This window comes from Legionella lytica, assembly GCF_023921225.1.
Classification (GTDB): Bacteria; Pseudomonadota; Gammaproteobacteria; order Legionellales; family Legionellaceae; genus Legionella; species Legionella lytica.
The window spans coordinates 40,955-59,715 of record NZ_CP071528.1 but is presented as its reverse complement, the minus strand read 5'-3'; the positions used below and the strand labels follow the sequence as shown (position 1 = coordinate 59,715).

Here is an 18,761-nt window from a genome sequence, read left to right as displayed (position 1 = left end):
TAGGAACTGAGACATCATGTCAGATAAGCAAAAATTTGCAGGAATTAATGTTGAAACCCTTGTGCTAGTTGCGGTTTGGGATACTCCCTTTATTTTTCAAGGATGTTTTAAAATTACAGATCCTCAAATATGGCAATGATTTATTGTTCCTTTGGATTGGGATTGCGTGCAAAAGAAATGGCTTCGCTTACTATTGGCGATGAGGCCAATTCTCAATACCAGTTACTTGATGAAATCAGTTTAAAGCGCACCATGACCAAAGGGCCATAACGAGAAATCCTGCAAGCTCATTTAAATACAGTAAAGGGATACCACTGAATAAATCGCTATTTCAAACACAACGAAAAAGTCGATTCACAGAAAACACGCTGCAAAAATGGTTTCGAGGGATGTACGATAAATCAGGGCTTGTTGGTGCAAGTTCACCTTCGGGACGACGCACTTTTATTACTCGCCTTATTGAGCAGGGCGCAGATTTTAAGGCTCACTTTTCGTTTTGCAATGGATCCTAATTTAATTCTTCAAGGTATACGCTGGCCTTGTAATTCGCTCAATTTACACAGACCAGCGAAGAAATTTAAAAGCATCTACTCAGAAAAGGGTTTCATTCTATTTTGGTATCTTTCTTCTGCTTCTACTTCTAATTTTTCCAAAGAATCTTGAGTTTTAAACCAAGAAAACCATCCTGTTCTCGAAGCACTAACCACGTTATCTCTCAGTTTCTGATTAGCTGCATCAATAATTTTGATATTGTCATTATCAGAGCATCCATTAATAAAAGAAAAAATGTGAAAGTATATATCTACTGGAATTTTTCCTTCTCTAACTAATTGCTGCCCTTGAAAGGCCCAGACATTTGCGGCTGTTGATATATAGCCTTTTGCTTGTTCCAAATTGAGGTTATTTTCTCTCATCAGTTGATTTAGCTTTTCTGCCCTCTTCATTAGTTCAGGGAGGTGCTGAAGCATATACTCTCCTATAATTTGCTTTCTTTCTTTTTCACTGTGAGTAGATTGCCTTAAATTCAATAAACCCATAATATATTTTTCTGCAATACACTTTCTTAGTTCTTGAGCATGGGTAAAACTCATCAGAGGTAACAGATTTGCTTCATTAATATACCCTCCTAGTCCATAGCTCGATGCAGCCCAATCTGCATAATGGGCAGCCCCTTTTTGAGACAAGAGCTCATTGACCTCTTTCAGGTATCCTCTCTTCGCATAACCCGATAGAGCACACTCTGGGCTTGCTCCTTGGGCGATGAGTTCGTTGACTGGCTTAACATGCCCTCCTTGTGCATAACTAATAACCAGATCGTTTTTACTCATGGGGAGGCTCGCTTGGAGTATAAGTTGCTTGACTTGAAGGATGTGTCCGCCTTCCGCATAGCCGATGAGAGCACATTCTATGGGCCTTTCTTTACCCATCAGTTGGTTAACTTCATGCACATGTCCTCCCATTGCAAATCCTGCTAGCGCATCATTTTCATCACCGATTTCCGTGCTCAGTTCTTTGACCTCGTGCACACGTCCACTTATCGCATAGCCTTCTATGGCGTAATTTTTATTCGCTCCCTCCGCAATCAGTTGGTTGACCACCTGCTCATGCCCACCTATCGCAAACCCCATGGTAGTTTTATCTCGACTAGCTCCTTGCGCGATGAGCTGTTTGGCTTCATCAACATGACCGCCTATGCCAAAGCCTTCTGCGGCATAATCTTTGTTCACACCTTGTGCAATTAATTGATTAACCTCGTCGACGTACCCCCCTATCGCAAAGCCTTTTGCAGCGTGATTTTTACTAGCTCCTTGCGCAATCAGTTGGTTAACCATACGGACATGACCTCCCATTGCATATCCCTGTACAGCGTAATTTACGCTTAGGTTAAACCGTGTTAACAAAAACTCAACTGCTTCGATGTTGTTTTCCTTGGCTAGTAACATCACCGCATTATATGCACAGTAAAAGGCCCCCAGAGAAAAACCTTCGCTTTCCAGATGAGCTAACTCAAGTTCATCCTTGCTCTTAGCTAGTTGATAAACCAGATGTACCAATGATTCGGGAGAAAGTTCTTTCATATTTAATCCTTATAAGATTTAGATAGTCTATTTTTCTACTTAAAGAGTGATAATTATCCATGTTAAACTAAATTGGCTCAACTCTCGAATAATATACATAAAGGAGAGAAATGAAATTATTTCCCATGTAAGGCATTGATAATATTTAATAAAATGTAAATTTAGTCTCGTTTTAGGTTTAAATTTCTAATTAGGAAATATCTATTTTCCAAAATAGGAAAGTTAAGAAATTTGAACTAATTTATCGGACTCCTATCCCGAAAAGAAACAAATATACTTGAGAAATTAGATAACGCAGTTGCTAAGCTTCAAATTCTAAACAGCAGTAACGAACCACGTATTTCAGAACTTGAAAAAATGCAGCGAATTAAACGCTGAGAGGATTAATTCTATAGCGCCTGTTTATCTGCATGCCCGCTATAACCCATATGTAGAAAGGCTATGTTGAGTCAGCCCTCTTTAGAAGATAAGGTAGTTACGGTGGATTTTATGAAAAAGAATTAAAAATTATATAATTATGATTGAATAAAATTAGCATACTATACAAAGCACGAAGTAAATGGTGAAGTATTTTCTTGCTTTCAATAGAGACAAACTCTAAGGTTAAGGCTTCAGAAATTTTTAACAAAAGGTTCACAGGATTTAATGAAATTATGAACAGACATCCTACACAGCATGATTTACCACGTGCTCAAATGCTCGCAGAAAGAGCTTTTGCTTCAATAGAACGCTTTCTTCATATAGAGGCCGTTAGCGGTATTGTTCTCCTCGTTGCGGCAGCGATAGCCTTAATATGGGCTAATTTACCTTTAGCAGAGAGCTATAATAATGTCTGGCACACACCTTTTTCTATTAGATTAGGGAACTATGAGTTTTCCAGGTCGTTACATTTTTGGATTAATGATGCTCTGATGACTTTTTTCTTTCTCGTTGTTGGTATGGAAATTCGTCGTGAAATCTTTGAGGGTTCATTAAGTGACATAAGGCAGGCACTACTTCCAATGATTGCTGCAGTTGGTGGTGTTGTTGTTCCTGCATTAATTTTTCTTGGATTCAATTCCTTACCGCTTCATCAAAATGGATGGGCGATACCTACAGCTACTGATATTGCATTCGCTGTAGGTGTACTTGCACTGCTTGGACGATCTATCCCGGGAAATATTCGGATATTCTTGCTGACTCTAGCTATCATTGACGACATTATTGCAGTGCTTATTATTGCGCTGTTCTATTCGGGTGGTCTTAATTTCGGGGGCTTCCTGATTGCAGGTGTGGGTATTATGTTAGTGCTGGGCTTTCAGCGCATCGGGATTGGTTCTGCTTTTAGCTATGTTATTCCGGGGGCCATTATCTGGGTCGGGCTCCTAATGACTGGTGCCCATCCAACTTTGGCAGGAGTGGTGCTGGGTCTAATGACTCCAGTAGTTTCCGTTCGCATGAGGGAGCGTCCTTTAGATATGTTATCACGCATGGTCAATGAACTTACTGGCCGAGATCCACACATGGAAGATGAACATAAGTTAGAACGGTCGCTTCGAAAAATTCAGCTTGCGCATAGGGAATTGTTACCTCCAGTTGTTCGAGTGCAAAAAGCATTACATCCATGGGTAGCTTACGGGGTTATGCCATTATTTGCTTTGGCAAATGCTGGGGTAAGCATAAGCAAGAGCACGTTCGCTGGTAATCATGAGCTGCAAATTCTCATTGGTGTTGCTGTAGCTTTGGTGGTCGGAAAGCCCCTTGGTATCTTAAGTATAAGCTGGTTGTCTGTGCGAATAAAATGGTGTCAACTACCCGCAGGTGTAAATTGGCAAGGTTTAGCATTGGTAGGTCTTCTGGCTGGTATCGGGTTTACAATGTCCATTTTTATTGCAATGTTAGCTTTCAATAATGAGCATTTACTCAATGCAGCAAAACTGGGGGTATTGATTGGTTCCTTTACTGCTGCTGTATTGGGACTTGTATGGGGTAAATTTTATATCAACAGAAGATTATGCTTAGAAAATGATTAAGAATTTTTAATTACTATTTAAATGAGCGCATTAACCCTCTTCAAATTTCAAGACCATTAATAAAAAACTCAGCAAATGAACATGAAAGCCATCATGTTCTGGATATTGTTTATAACAATACCAGCGATCTGAAGATTACAGCCGTATCTGGAGACATGCATAGCATCAACCGGGTTAATGTTGCACTGATGTAAAAATCCTACTGAAACAAAAAACGGATTACTGATGCGTGCAATATCCCATCATTGAGAAAACAATGGTATAATGAGGCTAGTAATCATTTTATCGAAAATTAGTCTAATGTATAAGACAGGAGTTCGATTAACTAGAACACATTTTGTTTCCTAGTGATGAATTGATTCTGAGTTTGCAGCAAAAATGTATTGCTCCATTATTCCCATCAAAGTGCAGAATCAAACGAAAACAACGTTAATGTGCTTAAAATCCACTGATTTGTCTAAACCCAGCGAAGTAAAGGATCCTACGAATACAAGCTTATAGATTTACCCAGAGCTTTTGAAGCAATAATATACAAAGATAAGATTTATTTAACATCAGGATATCACTAAAATGCAAATATACGAGGGGCGTCATGAACGGCGCGCACTTAAAATATCAATAGCTGTTACCTTTACCTTAGCGGTGGTAGGTATTTTATTTGGGCTATTATCAGGTTCATTGGCTATTGTCTTTGATGGTATGTTTAATATGGTTGATACCGTTATGTCAATCTTGGCCTTTTTTGTTGCCCGTCTTTTAACAAGAACAGGGGACCGAAGATTTCAATACGGTTATTGGCATATTGAACCTATGGTTCTTGTTTTGAATGGTAGTATTCTAATACTTCTTTGTGCTTATGCGATGATAAATGCCATAGGCAGTATAATGTCTGGTGGGCATGAGTTGAATTTTGATTGGGCCTTTGTGTTTGCTCTGTTGGTCTTTTTTTTATCCACGGGTATGTATTTTTACTTGATTAAAATAAACCGAAAAATCAAGTCCGAATTCTTACGATTAGACATTCAAAGTTGGCTAATGTCTGGATTGATCTCCGCATCTCTCCTATTGGCGTTTGGTCTCGCCGCGTTGTTACATGGTGGGGTCTACGGATATTTTACCCCTTACATCGATCCCCTTATTTTGGCGACTCTTACTGCTTGTTTGATTTTTGTGCCTATGGCCACTATCCGAGATGCACTGCGAGACATATTTCGCATGGCTCCCTTGGAGCTTGATGAAAAAATAAGAAACTTTTTAGAGCAGCTTTTAAAACAGCGTAATTTCAAAACCTATACAAGCTACGTTGCAAAAATAGGACGTGCACAGTTTATTGAAATACATATAGTACTACCCATGAATTTTCCAATTCCAAGCATTGAAACCTTGGATGAAATTCGTAATGAAATCGCATTGGCTCTTGGAGAAGACTCCCCAAGACGTTGGCTAACCATAGCTTTTACTGCAAATGAAAACTGGATTTAATGAAGAAATACATCCCCAAAAAATATACCCACTCGAAGGAGCCGAGGAATTTTTTTTAAGTTTTTACAATAGACAGTGTGTTTTTTGGCATGATCTGCAGAACAAGAATTGGTTTATCGCAATTTTGAAATTAGCAACGAGCAACACGCGGATCGCTTTTTATTTCCTCGGTTAAACCAGTCACGAAACTAAATTGGTTATCTTCATGCGACTATGAACCTGATCCTGCGGGAACAGCCGTCTATCATAAATATAAAGACAAAGTCGATATTGTCTGTGGCGTGCTTAAAATCCTAATTGAATTTACGCCTAAATGTATTGAAAATGCAGAAAAGGAAGGCGCAGCAACTTATGACCCAAAACTTCATTTGATGAGCGTTTTAAACGATTCGGTAAAGACGGTATAAGTATATTGGCAGAGTTCTTACAACATCAACATGCATATCAATTGTTAAGAGCTGACAATCATTTACGGTATGAGCAATGGAAAAATATACTTCCCTTAAAAGATTTATTTTTATCCCAGAAAAACAATTCGGAAACACGGTTTTACTTCAAGATAGGTAACAAGATCTCAGTAATGGGATCCTGTTACCTAACTACGTGCTTCAAATTTCAGGTAATTCACAATATCAGCCATGCGATTTCTGCAATTTTATGGATAAATGAAGCATGGACCGGAGGTATCGACTCATTTTAATTGCAATAGAGAACATCTTAAGAATTTGGTAAGCATTCTACTGTACAATATGTACAAATACCAATCAATGGTTCTTGCTATGTGGAAAAAAGCTGAAACAATATTTAAACGCTCATTAAAAGATAAAGCTCTCTCGGCAGCCAAGCATACCGCGGCTTTGTTTTCAGTAACAGCTCTAACTGGAGCTAGCGTAACTTTTTTTAGTAAAAAAGCCGACACCGATTCTCCTGTTGAATCGGTTCCAGTAGGAAAAAAAGGCCCTATTTCTTACTCCACTATGGCTTCAGGTAGCGCTGATGAAATTCGCATGCTCGCTGAAGATTATGCTCAAAACCAAGCTGAAGAAGAGTTTAACGAGTTGCTCAAGACGACTACGTGTAGAGGCAATAATTCGCTGCATCTTGCTGCACAATACAATACATACGAAGGAATCGTTGAATTATTAACTATAATGGGTGAAGAAATACTCCCGCTGACGACACAATCCAATCATTCAGGAAATCCTCCTATTCGTTTACTTAACCAAAATAAAACACTAGCCAACAAAGACCAGGAAGAATTCGATAAATTAGCTAGTATGATGTTCACACTGACACGAAGTAAACCAACTTCGGAATTAACACAGTTAATAGACCCCAATGCATTATTTTCTGAGCGTTACTCACATATTCAAAACGAGCGTTTTAAATATAATTTCAAAATGGCTGTAGATGTCATTAATGAAACACGTGGGGTTATTAAAAAATCATCGAGTCATCATGCGGTTAATTTACCCTATTCAAAAACGAAGCAAGATGAGATGAAAGAGGTTACTGCAGCGATTATTTCTATGCGCCGAAGAGCTTTATTTTCTAGCTTATTCTCCTTTAGAGATACTTCAGAAATAATAGCCGACTACGCACAACAAAGAGAGGTTGCAAATTGTGGTGAATTAGCGACCATTGTTTATGTAAGTTTAAAAAGAAAACGATTTAACTCATCCTGTGAAGTTATTCATATTACAAATGGTGATCATGTGTTTAATGTAATTGATCGTATTCCTGGAAGTGATATAAATGATCCGAGCACTTGGGGAGAAAATGCATTAATTGCTGATGCATGGAGTGGTGATGTTTATATGGCAAGTGAATTGCCTCTTCGCCTAAAAGCATATCATTTTGTTGATTATAAGAAAAAAGAACAATTCTACATTGCCCCATTTAATCCTTACTTTCATAAACTTAAAGTCCTTAATACATATTACCCTGATGTAGAAAAAGAGGAACTTGCTGAAAATTCAGACTGTATGACAAATAAAATTTGATAAAACCTCATATTGAAAGCAATTTGGGCATTGTTTTGCCTTAGGTATATGCCTTAAATGATCGCAAAAAGGACAGGAAGTAAAATTCAGCAGCTCGAGCCAGAGGAAGGAATGGAGGTAGGCCAAAAAAACTATCCATAGATAAAACGAAACTAGCTATTCATTTATACGAAGGAAAAAAACATAGTATTAAACAAATCTGTGAATTAATGAATATTTCGAAGCCAACTTTATATAAATACTTAAAGACCTCGTCATTGATATCCATAGGAGTATAAATGAGTGAGCAGATTCCGTTACTTTATCAATGTAGAAGATTTCATTCAAATGGAAGAACCAATAAAAGTAGATTAAGGCAATTACTAATTAGGAATGAATTATTTTTTAATTCTCCAAAAGAGTATAATGCTCCTTTTGAATGCTGGTTTTCTCCCTTACCTGAAAGAAATGTTATCTACTACTACAACTCATCCCCTTCCTACTTCATTAATTGCAGATAGTATCGAGAATAGTATTGATTCCCAAAAATTTTTTGTAAATCAACTAAAAGAAAAGTTTAAAAATAGATTTTTTATAACCTGCTTATCAGAAAAAAAGAATCATCTTCTTATGCTGGCACATTATGCTGATAATCATAAAGGATACTTCATTGAGTTTGATTTTTTATCCAATTCTCAACAACTTGAGGAATGGGTAGAAGTCTGTATAAATTTTTACCCGTAAATTATGTTCCTGAAACGTTAGAAAATAAATTAGCTTATCCAGTTATAGATAATTTGAATAGTGCCGCGCAGGCTTTTGAATATATGCTATCTACAAAATCGCAAGACTGTCAGTATGAGCAAGAATAGCGAATTGCAATAGACTCACAGAAAATAAGTACATTGAGAAGTACAGGATTGATTCTCAAATTTCCTAAAAATTTTATTAAAGGGATTTATCTAGGTGCGAGAGTATCAACTGAAAATTTCAAGTTATTGCAGGAAATTTCTAAAGAAGCAAATCTACCTCTATACGCAAACCAATTTAATGAAATTAATTTCGATATCTCTAATATTAGAATTTATTGAAGAAGCTAGCGTAGCACTAATTAGGGTTTTAAAAAAGAAAGCGGCCAACGGCCTCCTTTTTATTTACACCCAGGTTCGTTACATGACCTTGACGGAACAAAACTTTCGAAAAAATCAAGTAGTTGAGTAACCACTGGTGTTGGTACAGGTGGTGCAGGCGGCACAGAAAATAATGAATCTCTCCACCAAGATGGCGAACTAGGTGCCTTCAAAAAACCAGAGTCTGGATTAAGAAGAGGATTACCCATATCATCAAATTTAATACTACCAATCTCCAGGCACTCCACCTCCATTCCCCAATCCTTAAAACTAATCACAGGATTACTGCTTCCAGAGAGAGATGACCGCACACGAACAAACCTCACACCAGCCTCGTTAGACTGTAGATTGATTGTTGTTGTAACACCATCTTTGAAATGGTGAAATTCCTCCACGGGAATCACCTTCCAATCAGGAGACTCTGTTGTTTTTACCTGTACACGAAAGGTGTCCTGTACCCCATCATCTGAATCCACATAAATGCATCCCACCAGGGTATTATATGGCGCTTTAAATCTGATTAAATATTCTGGCTTTCTCATAAAACACTCCTGGTATTTATTAAAATAAAATGCGTCATATGTAGAGGGATTTTCCATCTTTTTAAAGACGAATAGCACTATATAAATACGGCGTGGACGCGTATTATGCAGGTAATTGTTGAGCATTATATAGAATTTCAGGCTGCGTTGCAAAAAAGAAAAACTGTACAAAAAAGCAATTTTTGTATAGATCTCAGCCGTAAATTCCAAATTGCTCATTAATAAATGAGATCTCAGCCCGGTTAACTAACTATTTGGATACATTATTTCTTTTGCCTTGGAAAAATCCAATTATTTTGTGAGTGATAACAAATAAACAATGAAAGATTAGTAATGAACAAGTTGTTACATAAAGAGTATCAATATTTCCTAATAACGGGATGAACATACGATGAGGAAAAAATGGTTCAATAGAGACCAGAATTACTACTATAAATGAAAAAGCCATTATATATGTTTTATGGTTTTCAATTAAAAGGGCTATTGCTGAGAAAAATATAGAAAAAAATAAACCGTAGAAAGTAATGATGCTAATTATTAAGGACCACCATCCTTTAGCATCACAATTGTTGTATGAAAAAATTAATGAAAGAAGAGAGCCAAATAAGAAACTAAAACTTAATAGAAACAAATTTCGTTTAAATAATTCTACTTTTCCTAAACTGCAGCCAGGTTTTTTGACAAGTGGAGAAAATTTTTCACAGAAGTAAACTGCAAAAACAATTAGAGGAAGCGTTTCAAAAAAACCTTGGAGGGAAGTATTACTGGTATTGTACATGGCGAATGTTGCACAAATGAATGCTAAAAGAAGAGACCAAGAATACATATTTAATAGGTTAAATTGGCATTTTTTTTCTGACGTGACCATATATTAATTCCATTAAAAGTCTCGCGATAAATTTTGTGGCTTATTTTAAATGGCTTCCTAAATGGGTCAAGTACAACTATCTGTTTTTACCACACACATTGCAAGAAAGAATTTTTTATTTCTTGTTGATTATTGGAGGAAATTTTTTAGGGGACAGAATACAACTGTTCTTCATTTATGCTAGAGAGTTCTCTATCCACTTCGTTTCCCCTACAATATGTCTGCGCGCAGACACAATTGTTACGCTGAATAATACAGGCAAGTAAAGGGGGGTTAAATTAATTCCTCCAGAAGACGTCAATTGGTATTGAGTGAAAATCAGTGCAAGGGGTTTCGGCACACAAATTACCAATTTATACCTCCGACCGGCATTCTGATAAAAAAGGCCATTATCAATAGATGAAAATTGCAAAGTTTTAAAAATTTCTAAACCAACGCTTTACCGATATTTAGCATCATAATAAAGAGAAACTGTTAAATGAAACGTTCCATCGCGTTTTGTGTATTCGAGATAGTAATACTAATTTTTTGGATATTGGGATGTGCTTTGTTTTTTGGCTCAAATAATAATTCTAGCAATATCCTCCTTTCTAAAATATAGGACATTTTCGTGATGTACAAAGTTTCATGGTTAATGAACATTCGCTCTCTACGAATAATCTTATTTAAAGTATAGACTGGCTCGCATTTTCCTTAAATCAACACCTAAAAAATTGCCACAATGCAGGGGAAGTGATATCGCTCACCCGCATTTCCAGCACCGGAGATGAGTTTTAAGTTTAGGAAAACCCCTCCCAGCTCAAAACAGCCTATCAAATTATATGGAGAATCTATGAAAGAATTAGCATTTTTAATCATCGCATTAATGATGGAATCAACTACTTTTGCACTACCTATTCATAAAAAATACCAAATTCATCAAGCGTTCGCATCAGAAGAACATCCTGTTGAACTTAATGATTTCCCCGGTGAATGGGTGGGTTCATGTACTAGGGACAACGAAGGAGAAACCAGCAAAAAAATTCAGCTTACAATAACGCAAAATCCGAAACAAATAATTCTAATGTTTAATCACCACAAAAAGGAAATCATAGTACTGAATTTGAATCAATTATCTTCTCAACCCAGTAACACGTTCAACAAAAGAGAGACAACAATTCAACGAGTTCTCGTCCTTGACAGCAATGCGATTCAATTTAACTATGAATCCATAGCTCAACAAGGTACATCCGAAGAAAACAGCAGCCTAATCAGAACCTCCTTTCATGGTATTCTGGCTAAAGAAGAAAACACGCTCACACTTCCAGAGCCTCCTAATTCATCTCATGGACCCTGTGTATTAAAAAAAGTAAATTAATTGTTCCTACTTCACCTCAATGGAAACAAGCAACCCGAAACAAAGGCCGCTCAGAGCGCTGGATTTTTCATCACTGCTTACCTTCAATTCTATGTTGGTGAGATCCATGATTTGAGCTCGCTTTTAAATGATTTCCGTAAAGGGATTGTATCTAAACCTCAGATTCGGGGAACCTAAACACTTGGGATTCAAACGCATCCTATTTTTTACAAAGTAGAGATCAATTTGACCAACAAGCGCAATTTTAATATAATTATCTTCCTTTAAGTTACTAAGAGGTCTGAATGGAATACAGAACTGTGCGTATGAATACCCAGCCTGTGTCAGAGGCAAGCAATCAGTTGTATTCTCAAAAAGAACATGCTCTCCTAGGAATCAGTCCTTTTAATAGTTACTTCTCCGAAGAAGCAATCGGTCTTTGGATTGAATGGGCGAAGGCGACCTTTTCTTCATTTCATATTTTTATTCCTGATACATTGCCCGTCTATACATTTCTCGCATTAGGCTATGACGAAGCACGAGCACGCCAAAAAACCAAAAGACAAGCCGCTTATTTGAAAAACAAGGTGGCACGTGCGTTAGCTCACCATCACATCTCAGGAGCAGATGCCGCTCAGATAATTATTGATATGAGTGTTTTAGAAAAAAATCCCAGATACCTTGAGCTCAAAGAGCATTGCTATACGCTGTATCACACCCATTCAGCCTTTCGCGATGAATGCGATCAATGCACCGGCTGGGTTTTAAATGGCCAAAGCATTAAAGACCTTCATCAAGCCAATGAAAATATTGCCGTGCACTACATTTTAGATGAAATGCCCCTGTTCATGGATACGCCATCAATTCTTGGTGTTAACTCTTCCTTATTTACCTATCACCAGACTCCAGAATTCATAAATTATCTCTATACTGATTCTATGGGAAGTGAATTAATCGCCTCAAACCAAGGATTTATTGAATTATCAGTTCATAAACAAAACGCGCGAACGGAAGGAGTGCTGTTTAACGATGAGTTTAAATAATGACGCACTGTACTTAATTATTGATACCATTGATGCGAGCATCTTTTGGAAAGACCTCCGTGGGCGATATTTAGGTTGCAACCACTATATGGTGCAGATGAGCGGCTTTAAACATCGAGAAGAGATTATCGGGAAAACAGACCGCGAAATGCCCTGGTGGAAAATCGCAGATAAATTAGAGGCAATCGACCGCAGCGTATTAAAAAATGGCCTTTTTGAGGGTGAGGAATCCCCGTTAACCGCCTCTTCAAAAAGGGTATTCCATACAAAAAAAACAATTTTGTATGATAAAAACAAAAACATATTGGGTATCATTGGCATATCCATCGACATCACCGAACGCAAGAAAGCCGAGTTGATGCTTAAAAAGAAACAAAAGCAGTTAATCCAAGAAAAAGATAAAGCGCTTGCAGCAAATCGTGCGAAAACCGAATTTCTTGCCAACATGCGCCATGACATCCGTACCCCGCTGTCAGGAATTGTGGGATTTTCTGAGATTTTAAAATCAGAATCCAATGAGCCACGCATTAAAGAGTACGCGGATAACTTAGTAGCTTCCAGCCACGCCTTATTGCATCTCATGGATGAGGTTCTCGATGCGGTCAAGATTGGCTCTGGAGAAATTCCTAGACTGAAACGCAAATTCGATCTCATCGACACCTTAGAACAGGTTATTTCGCTTTATGAGGCCAAGGCGTGCGAGAGAAAACTTAAGCTCTCACTCTCAATGGATAAAAAAGTCCCTCGCTACGTTATTGGCGATAAAATTAGAGTCCATCGTATTGTCTTAGAACTCATCGGCAATGCCCTCAATTTTACAGAAGAAGGGTTTGTGACCCTTCATGTAGAGCTCGCCAAAAAAGAGCATCGTCATTTAGTACTGCGTATTAACGTGACGGATTCAGGCATTGGGATTCCACAGGACAAACAACAAGAAATATACCTGCAATTTAAGCGACTCACCCCTTCATATCAAGGAATTTACAAAGGTGCTGGGCTTGGGCTCTACGTGGTCAAACAATTCATCGAAGAGTTGGAGGGTGAAATTTATGTGGAGAGTGAGCCACGCAAAGGTTCCGTATTTACCTGTTTAATACCATTGCAAGAACCATTGCTTGATGATGAGTCAGGCGTGGAGCGAGCTCGTCTAATCCCTCCAAAACCCCTACTTACCCCCATCCCTGTACCAAGCGAGCTCAGCACACCGTCCCCAGAGGCTGCCATAAAACATAAAATCCTGGTTGTCGAAGACAATTTCATCGCACAGACGGTGGCGAAAAGCCTTCTTAGTTCGTTGAATTGTCAGGTGGACATTGCAGCCAATGGCCTTGATGCCATAGCCCTGTGCAAAGAAACGGAGTATGATTTAATTTTCATGGACATCGGGTTAGGCGAAGGCATGGACGGGTATGAAGTCACCCAATACATTCGTAGTCAAATCAACTCAGAGCATCACATCCCAATTATTGCCCTTACAGCTCATGGTGCAGATGAAAGTAAGCAGCGGTGCATCGAATCGGGAATGGATGCCGTATTAACCAAGCCACTGACGCAAAACAATGCCGCTGAAGTAATTCACTCATTTATTCCCTCGCCTCTGGAAAAACCCTCACCTAATGCGGCTATCACCCGCCATGACTTACCCGATAATGATGAGGAACTATTTCATTTAAACCAGTTTTCTTTACTCGATGAAGCAGAGGCCTTACGCAATTGCGCCACTTTAGATACAGTACGAAGCATGCTGGAATTATTGCATCAAGAACTTCCCAAGGATTTAGCACAAATGAAACAGGCCTTTGCTGAGAAAAATTTCCCACTGGTGGAAGAAATAGCGCATAAAATCAAGGGTGGTGCGATGTATTTAGGGACTCATCGCATGAAATACGCCTGCCAATATTTGGAGCGTTATTGGAAAGCAGGAGAGCGTACTTTATTTTCAGCGCTCTATCAGCAAGCAATAACCGTAATTGAGGAAACACAAACCCATATCGATGGCTGGTTGCGTACTCATTAACCCTTAATAACCACCGCAGGAATGCAAAGGCCGCGAAACGCTGCCTGAAGAAGCTCATCAAGTCTAATCCGACCTGTGATGTCCGTGTCATCAATACTGATAAAAATCCAGCCTATGGTCAGGCCATTAAAGAACTAAAGCAGGAAGGAAGTCTGGCTTCAGACGTCAGTCATCTGCAGATAAAATACCGCAATAATCGGCTCGAAGCTGACCACGGCAAGCTCAAGTGCCTCATCAATCCAGTCAGGGGATTTCAATCCATGAAAACCGCCTATGCAACCATCAGGGGTTTTGAAATCATGCGTATGCTTAAAAAAGGACAGTTCAATATCTGGATGTATGGTAACCGTACTGAAATCTCATTTATTAATGAACAATTTGGGTTATATTGTTGAACTACGCCTAAAATTCAGATTTTTGAGCTCTTGAACTTATTTGCAACGGAGCCTAATGAAATTTCTTTTATTAATGAGCAATTTGGTTTATACAGTTGAGCTACGCACAAAATTCATGATTCTTCATTTTTAAAATTATTTGCAATACAGCCTAAAGAAGTACATCCAAAAAAAATATACCAACTCGAAAGAGCCGAGGAATTTTATTTGGGGTGTGACGTATATTCTATTTTCGACAGAGCCTTTTATTACACATCCGACGCGGAATCTTTTCTATCTGTTTCAATTAAATACTTTATTTTTTCTTTAAGATCAGTATTTATACGGCGCTTTTTATTAAAAAACTTTTTTAATAATTTTTTCATTGTGCACCCATTGACTAGTCTCATAGATACTTTTAAATATAGACGTGTTGCCAATGAATTTTCGATAAATATCCAAAAAAAGTGAAAAAGGCGACTTTTGCGCATCTGTAGAAATTGGTCATGCATAAATTTCCAGCCCTTGCGTCTGGCACGCTGCCTAAGGATGTTGCACCAAATCTTGGTATATCTGTACCGACTCTATATCGTTGGATGCCTGCATCAAATAATTTAACTTAAGCGAGCCAAACTCCGTGGTAAATCACCGCAACAATTTTTAGTTGACATCCACTTTGGCAATCTGCTCACATCGACTTAGAAAAGTTACAGCTGGGTGAGTCGTTTAAAAAGTTCATAAAAACCCCCTGCCTGTTGAAAAATATGTGTAAATAATACATTTAAATATATGTATCCAAGGGGTCCGTCAATTTAACTTTTCCTAACGCAAGAAAAGGGCGCTAGTCGACTTTTAGGCGCAAAGTAGCTCCTGAGCTTGTCCGTTACAATCACCCGAGGCTTTGGATAGGCATTCAACCGACAAGACCGGAAACAATGGCGGCCTTTTTATTGCGCCGCTTTTGCAGAAACACATCCAGCTCATAGCCCTCATCATCCACAGCACGCCATAGATAATACGTCGCGCCCCGAATACGTAATTGCTGCTCATCCAAGTGCCATTTATCCGATGGCCTGGAGGCTCGCTTTTGGCGCTCTTAAAATGAGGTCCAAACTTAATGCACCATTGCCGTATTGTCTCATAACTCACGTCAATACCGCGATACAGCAAACGCTCTGATACGTCTCGATAACTGTCATTAAACCGATGATAACTCCATACCCCGATGCTGATTAACTCCAAGGGGTAACGGTATCTTTTCGGTTTACTTTCTAGCATCGAGATCCTCCTAGAGGTTAATTCCATATAGCGCTGGTTTATCAGCACGTGTCTCTATAACCCTTGTGCTGTAAGGTTTATCGGTAAATTAAAGAATTTATAGATATTGTTTGTTATTGGTCATAATCAAAACAATAAAATTTTGATATAGGTTCATTTCTGTAATTAAACACTCATTTAGAATATTATTTGACTGGCGATACTGATAAACTAGCGCTATATGGAATTAACCTCTCTTAGAACATGCTACCTTTTATGTGTTTGGATGCCGCCTCATAACATTTCGACAAATTTTTTAAGTAAAGCTCCATTGATAACTTCTCTATAAAAATTGTCCATTTTTGTTTTTCTTCGGTAACATTTGTTTTGAGGCAATTCGTATTGCTTTAAAAATTGCAAAAGAAAAAAATATAATCTATATGTTAAAATATACATCAAGAGGAGCCCCCCCAATGCCCTACTTATCTTACGCATATGTTATTAACAATACTAATTTCGCTAATGTATTAAGTGATTTACAATCCAATAAAATAAACTCATCAGCTATTGAATTTGAACTAGAAGAACCTTTAACTAACGATCAATTAAACCAATTACAAGTAGCCCTAAAGAACAATAAGGAAGTTTCGAAATTTTGCCTACGGAGCTGCCATGCATCTCGCCTGGAGTTGTTAAATATATTTCGTGGTTTAGATGGATGTAAATGGTTACTGCTGCAACTTGATTATCCTTTAGAACTTACCCCAAACGAATTCATGTTGGCTTGTGACATCATTAAAGATGAAAAAAAATCACTTGAACTACTCTACTTGTCTATTCCCAAGGGATATGAAAGTAAAGCTTATGAAGCTCTGAGGGACAATTATTCTCTTAATACAATTTCGCTTTTTGGTTATGATGAGTACGATATGTCACTTTTTCAAGACTATATTGTGTATCGAAATACCGGATGGTTAAATAAACTAGAGCACTGGTTAAATAATGACATCATGAGTCCAATGCCTCCTCCAGCCTTGTCTTATGCTTTTCTACTTGAAGAAGATCCACTTGAAGAAGATCCAATTGACGAAGATCCATTTTATGATAAACGAGGTTACTATACTCCAGAGAGAATCAGGCAATACGAGGAAATACTGGAGCATTCAAGCGCCAACCAACTTTACGAGGGGTTAAGAGGCTTAAGACCACAAACAACAGCTGAAGAAGAAAAAGAAGGCTTAATCCAAGAACTCACCGCTGAAGGAAAACAACAATTATTCCAAATACTTACGCAAGCATATCCTCATCCCCAACTCCAGAGGATTGCTTCTTATGCCTTAGGGCATTTTTTGCTTGAAAATCCAAAGTTTCTGGCAACTGATAAGGAGGAAATGATTCGGAGTCTATTAATAATCAATGCATTTAAAAAAAGTGATTTCAGCCCGACAACAGAAAATTTCATCAGCGAAATACGAAAAATAGCTGTCGCCATCGCCATTCTGAAGCTTCAGCACAAAGACGCCTCTCCAAATGACATAAGAAAGTTTACCGGTGGCGAAAAACAAATACTAGATTTTTTTAAATTAAGAGACATACTAAACCAAGCAGTTGAAACGCTAAAAAATGACCAAAACGCATCTTCAGTCAATGAACTCAACCTTTTAAATGCCATTGGAGCTCAAAAGAGTTACCACCCACTTCTCATTAAGTATATGTTAGAATGCCCCTCTCTGGTAAAACAAATGAAGACCAGCTTTCCTTCATTACAATCATTCTTCATAGTGGAAGATTGTTTATCTCAAAACACCTCAATCAGGGAGATTGACTTAAATGAATGCTGTGTTGCAAAGCTAGAGCAAACAGGCATACCCAAGGACAGATGCCCTAGTCTAGCCGCCGAGTTACGATCCGCAAAAGACGTGGTGTTATGGGATACAAAATCCCTCTTAGAGCATCTCAGCAACGCAGAAAAAACACTTGGTTATTCACCTATGTTTTTTCCTAAAACTTCTAAGGCTGAAAGCTCAGCTCCTGATTCCAGCTTATCAAATCAACCATAGGAAATCCTTAAAATTAAGGATTTCCGGCTCCGTTGCAAAACGAACGATAGTTTATACTTGAAGATCAAATCGTTATGCCAGGCGTTGGCATTTGGATGAAACTTACATTCGAGTGAACGGTGAGTGGAAGTACTTATACCGAGCCATTGATGAGCAAGGCAATACGATTGATTTTTATTTGTCTCACCGACGCAATACTATTGCACAACCAAAGTTCACTCGAAGATAATGGTCGGGGAGGAATTTCATATCAAGACTGTGAACATATTAATTAGTGAAAAAATTTCTTAATATCTAGAAAGAAACTAAGCTTAAGACATTAGTTCAATAAAACGTTTGATTGCAATAAATTAAACAATATTTAATTGAAACAGAAAACCACTAAAATGCACTAAAGTTTAATTTTAACACAGAGATTAAAGAGTTCATTAAAACGGTGGTTTTTCTATACTCGAATCTAACTGGATTTACAGGACATCTTTATAAAGAAGATAATCCCAATAATTAGGATTATGTTGAATGATAAGCCAGGGATAAGTCGTATTATTAAACAAGAAGAACCTAAACCCAAGGCAGAAAG

Annotated in this window: 14 protein-coding genes and 5 pseudogenes; 15 read left to right on the top strand and 4 right to left on the bottom strand. The window is 38.0% G+C overall.

Annotated elements, in window-relative coordinates; translation table 11 throughout:
• Positions 1 to 16 precede the first annotated feature (16 nt).
• Both J2N86_RS16130 and J2N86_RS14255 read left to right on the top strand, forming a co-directional pair.
• The gene (locus tag J2N86_RS16130; protein WP_289781858.1) at positions 17 to 139 is read left to right on the top strand and encodes a hypothetical protein; all 123 of its coding nucleotides are present in this window, start codon (positions 17 to 19) and stop codon (positions 137 to 139) included.
• Positions 130 to 270 (top strand): hypothetical protein, encoded by a 141-nt coding sequence (locus J2N86_RS14255; protein ID WP_252582649.1) that lies wholly within the window; start codon positions 130 to 132, stop codon positions 268 to 270. The genes J2N86_RS16130 and J2N86_RS14255 overlap by 10 nt, the downstream gene beginning before the upstream one ends.
• Before the next feature lie 317 nt (positions 271 to 587).
• Here J2N86_RS14255 and J2N86_RS14250 read toward each other — a convergent pair whose 3' ends face one another.
• On the bottom strand, positions 588 to 2,078 hold the full coding sequence (locus tag J2N86_RS14250) for a hypothetical protein (RefSeq protein ID WP_252582648.1): 1,491 nt from the start codon (positions 2,076 to 2,078) through the stop codon (positions 588 to 590).
• 653 nt (positions 2,079 to 2,731) lie between these two features.
• On the opposite strand from J2N86_RS14250, the gene nhaA reads away from it, so the two are divergent.
• The 6 genes and pseudogenes from nhaA to J2N86_RS14225 all read left to right on the top strand — a co-directional run bounded on the left by nhaA (position 2,732) and on the right by J2N86_RS14225 (position 8,298).
• Positions 2,732 to 4,090 carry a Na+/H+ antiporter NhaA gene (gene nhaA / locus J2N86_RS14245; protein WP_252582647.1) on the top strand — a complete coding sequence of 453 codons (1,359 nt, stop codon included), beginning with the start codon at positions 2,732 to 2,734 and terminating at the stop codon, positions 4,088 to 4,090.
• Between the two features lie 71 nt (positions 4,091 to 4,161).
• A pseudogene (locus tag J2N86_RS16280) lies at positions 4,162 to 4,281 on the top strand (Tn3 family transposase); the annotation flags it as partial.
• Positions 4,282 to 4,660: 379 nt separating this feature from the next.
• A complete protein-coding gene (locus J2N86_RS14240; protein WP_252582646.1) occupies positions 4,661 to 5,572 on the top strand; it encodes a cation diffusion facilitator family transporter in 912 nt (303 codons plus the stop codon).
• A gap of 779 nt (positions 5,573 to 6,351) precedes the next feature.
• On the top strand, positions 6,352 to 7,575 hold the full coding sequence (locus J2N86_RS14235) for a hypothetical protein (RefSeq protein WP_252582645.1): 1,224 nt from the start codon (positions 6,352 to 6,354) through the stop codon (positions 7,573 to 7,575).
• Positions 7,576 to 7,664: 89 nt separating this feature from the next.
• Positions 7,665 to 7,853: pseudogene (locus tag J2N86_RS14230) on the top strand (helix-turn-helix domain-containing protein); the annotation flags it as partial.
• Positions 7,854 to 7,980: 127 nt separating this feature from the next.
• Positions 7,981 to 8,298, top strand: a complete 318-nt coding sequence (locus J2N86_RS14225) for a hypothetical protein (RefSeq protein ID WP_252582644.1) — start codon at positions 7,981 to 7,983, stop codon at positions 8,296 to 8,298.
• A gap of 406 nt (positions 8,299 to 8,704) precedes the next feature.
• Here J2N86_RS14225 and J2N86_RS14220 read toward each other — a convergent pair whose 3' ends face one another.
• Positions 8,705 to 9,226 (bottom strand): hypothetical protein, encoded by a 522-nt coding sequence (locus J2N86_RS14220; RefSeq protein WP_252582643.1) that lies wholly within the window; start codon positions 9,224 to 9,226, stop codon positions 8,705 to 8,707.
• 250 nt (positions 9,227 to 9,476) lie between these two features.
• Positions 9,477 to 10,094 (bottom strand): hypothetical protein, encoded by a 618-nt coding sequence (locus J2N86_RS14215; protein WP_252582642.1) that lies wholly within the window; start codon positions 10,092 to 10,094, stop codon positions 9,477 to 9,479.
• An 832-nt stretch (positions 10,095 to 10,926) separates the two neighbouring features.
• Here J2N86_RS14215 and J2N86_RS14210 point away from each other — a divergent pair.
• The 5 genes and pseudogenes from J2N86_RS14210 to J2N86_RS14190 all read left to right on the top strand — a co-directional run.
• Entirely contained in the window at positions 10,927 to 11,451 is a 525-nt protein-coding gene (locus J2N86_RS14210; protein ID WP_252582641.1) for a hypothetical protein, read from the top strand.
• Between the two features lie 284 nt (positions 11,452 to 11,735).
• Positions 11,736 to 12,473, top strand: coding sequence for a tRNA-dependent cyclodipeptide synthase (locus J2N86_RS14205; RefSeq protein ID WP_252582640.1), 738 nt, complete (start codon positions 11,736 to 11,738; stop codon positions 12,471 to 12,473).
• The gene (locus tag J2N86_RS14200) at positions 12,460 to 14,490 is read left to right on the top strand and encodes a response regulator (protein ID WP_252582639.1); all 2,031 of its coding nucleotides are present in this window, start codon (positions 12,460 to 12,462) and stop codon (positions 14,488 to 14,490) included. Before J2N86_RS14205 ends, J2N86_RS14200 begins: the two co-directional genes overlap by 14 nt.
• An 8-nt stretch (positions 14,491 to 14,498) precedes the next feature.
• Positions 14,499 to 14,885: pseudogene (locus tag J2N86_RS14195) on the top strand (DDE-type integrase/transposase/recombinase); the annotation flags it as partial.
• Between the two features lie 503 nt (positions 14,886 to 15,388).
• Positions 15,389 to 15,487: pseudogene (locus J2N86_RS14190) on the top strand (recombinase family protein); the annotation flags it as partial.
• A gap of 229 nt (positions 15,488 to 15,716) precedes the next feature.
• On the opposite strand, the gene J2N86_RS16360 reads toward J2N86_RS14190, so the two are convergent.
• The gene (locus tag J2N86_RS16360; RefSeq protein ID WP_252582638.1) at positions 15,717 to 16,142 is read right to left on the bottom strand and encodes a hypothetical protein; all 426 of its coding nucleotides are present in this window, start codon (positions 16,140 to 16,142) and stop codon (positions 15,717 to 15,719) included.
• Between the two features lie 668 nt (positions 16,143 to 16,810).
• Here J2N86_RS16360 and J2N86_RS14180 point away from each other — a divergent pair.
• Both J2N86_RS14180 and J2N86_RS14175 read left to right on the top strand, forming a co-directional pair.
• Positions 16,811 to 18,181, top strand: coding sequence for a hypothetical protein (locus J2N86_RS14180; protein WP_252582637.1), 1,371 nt, complete (start codon positions 16,811 to 16,813; stop codon positions 18,179 to 18,181).
• 85 nt (positions 18,182 to 18,266) lie between these two features.
• A pseudogene (locus J2N86_RS14175) lies at positions 18,267 to 18,398 on the top strand (DDE-type integrase/transposase/recombinase); the annotation flags it as partial.
• Positions 18,399 to 18,761 lie beyond the last annotated feature (363 nt).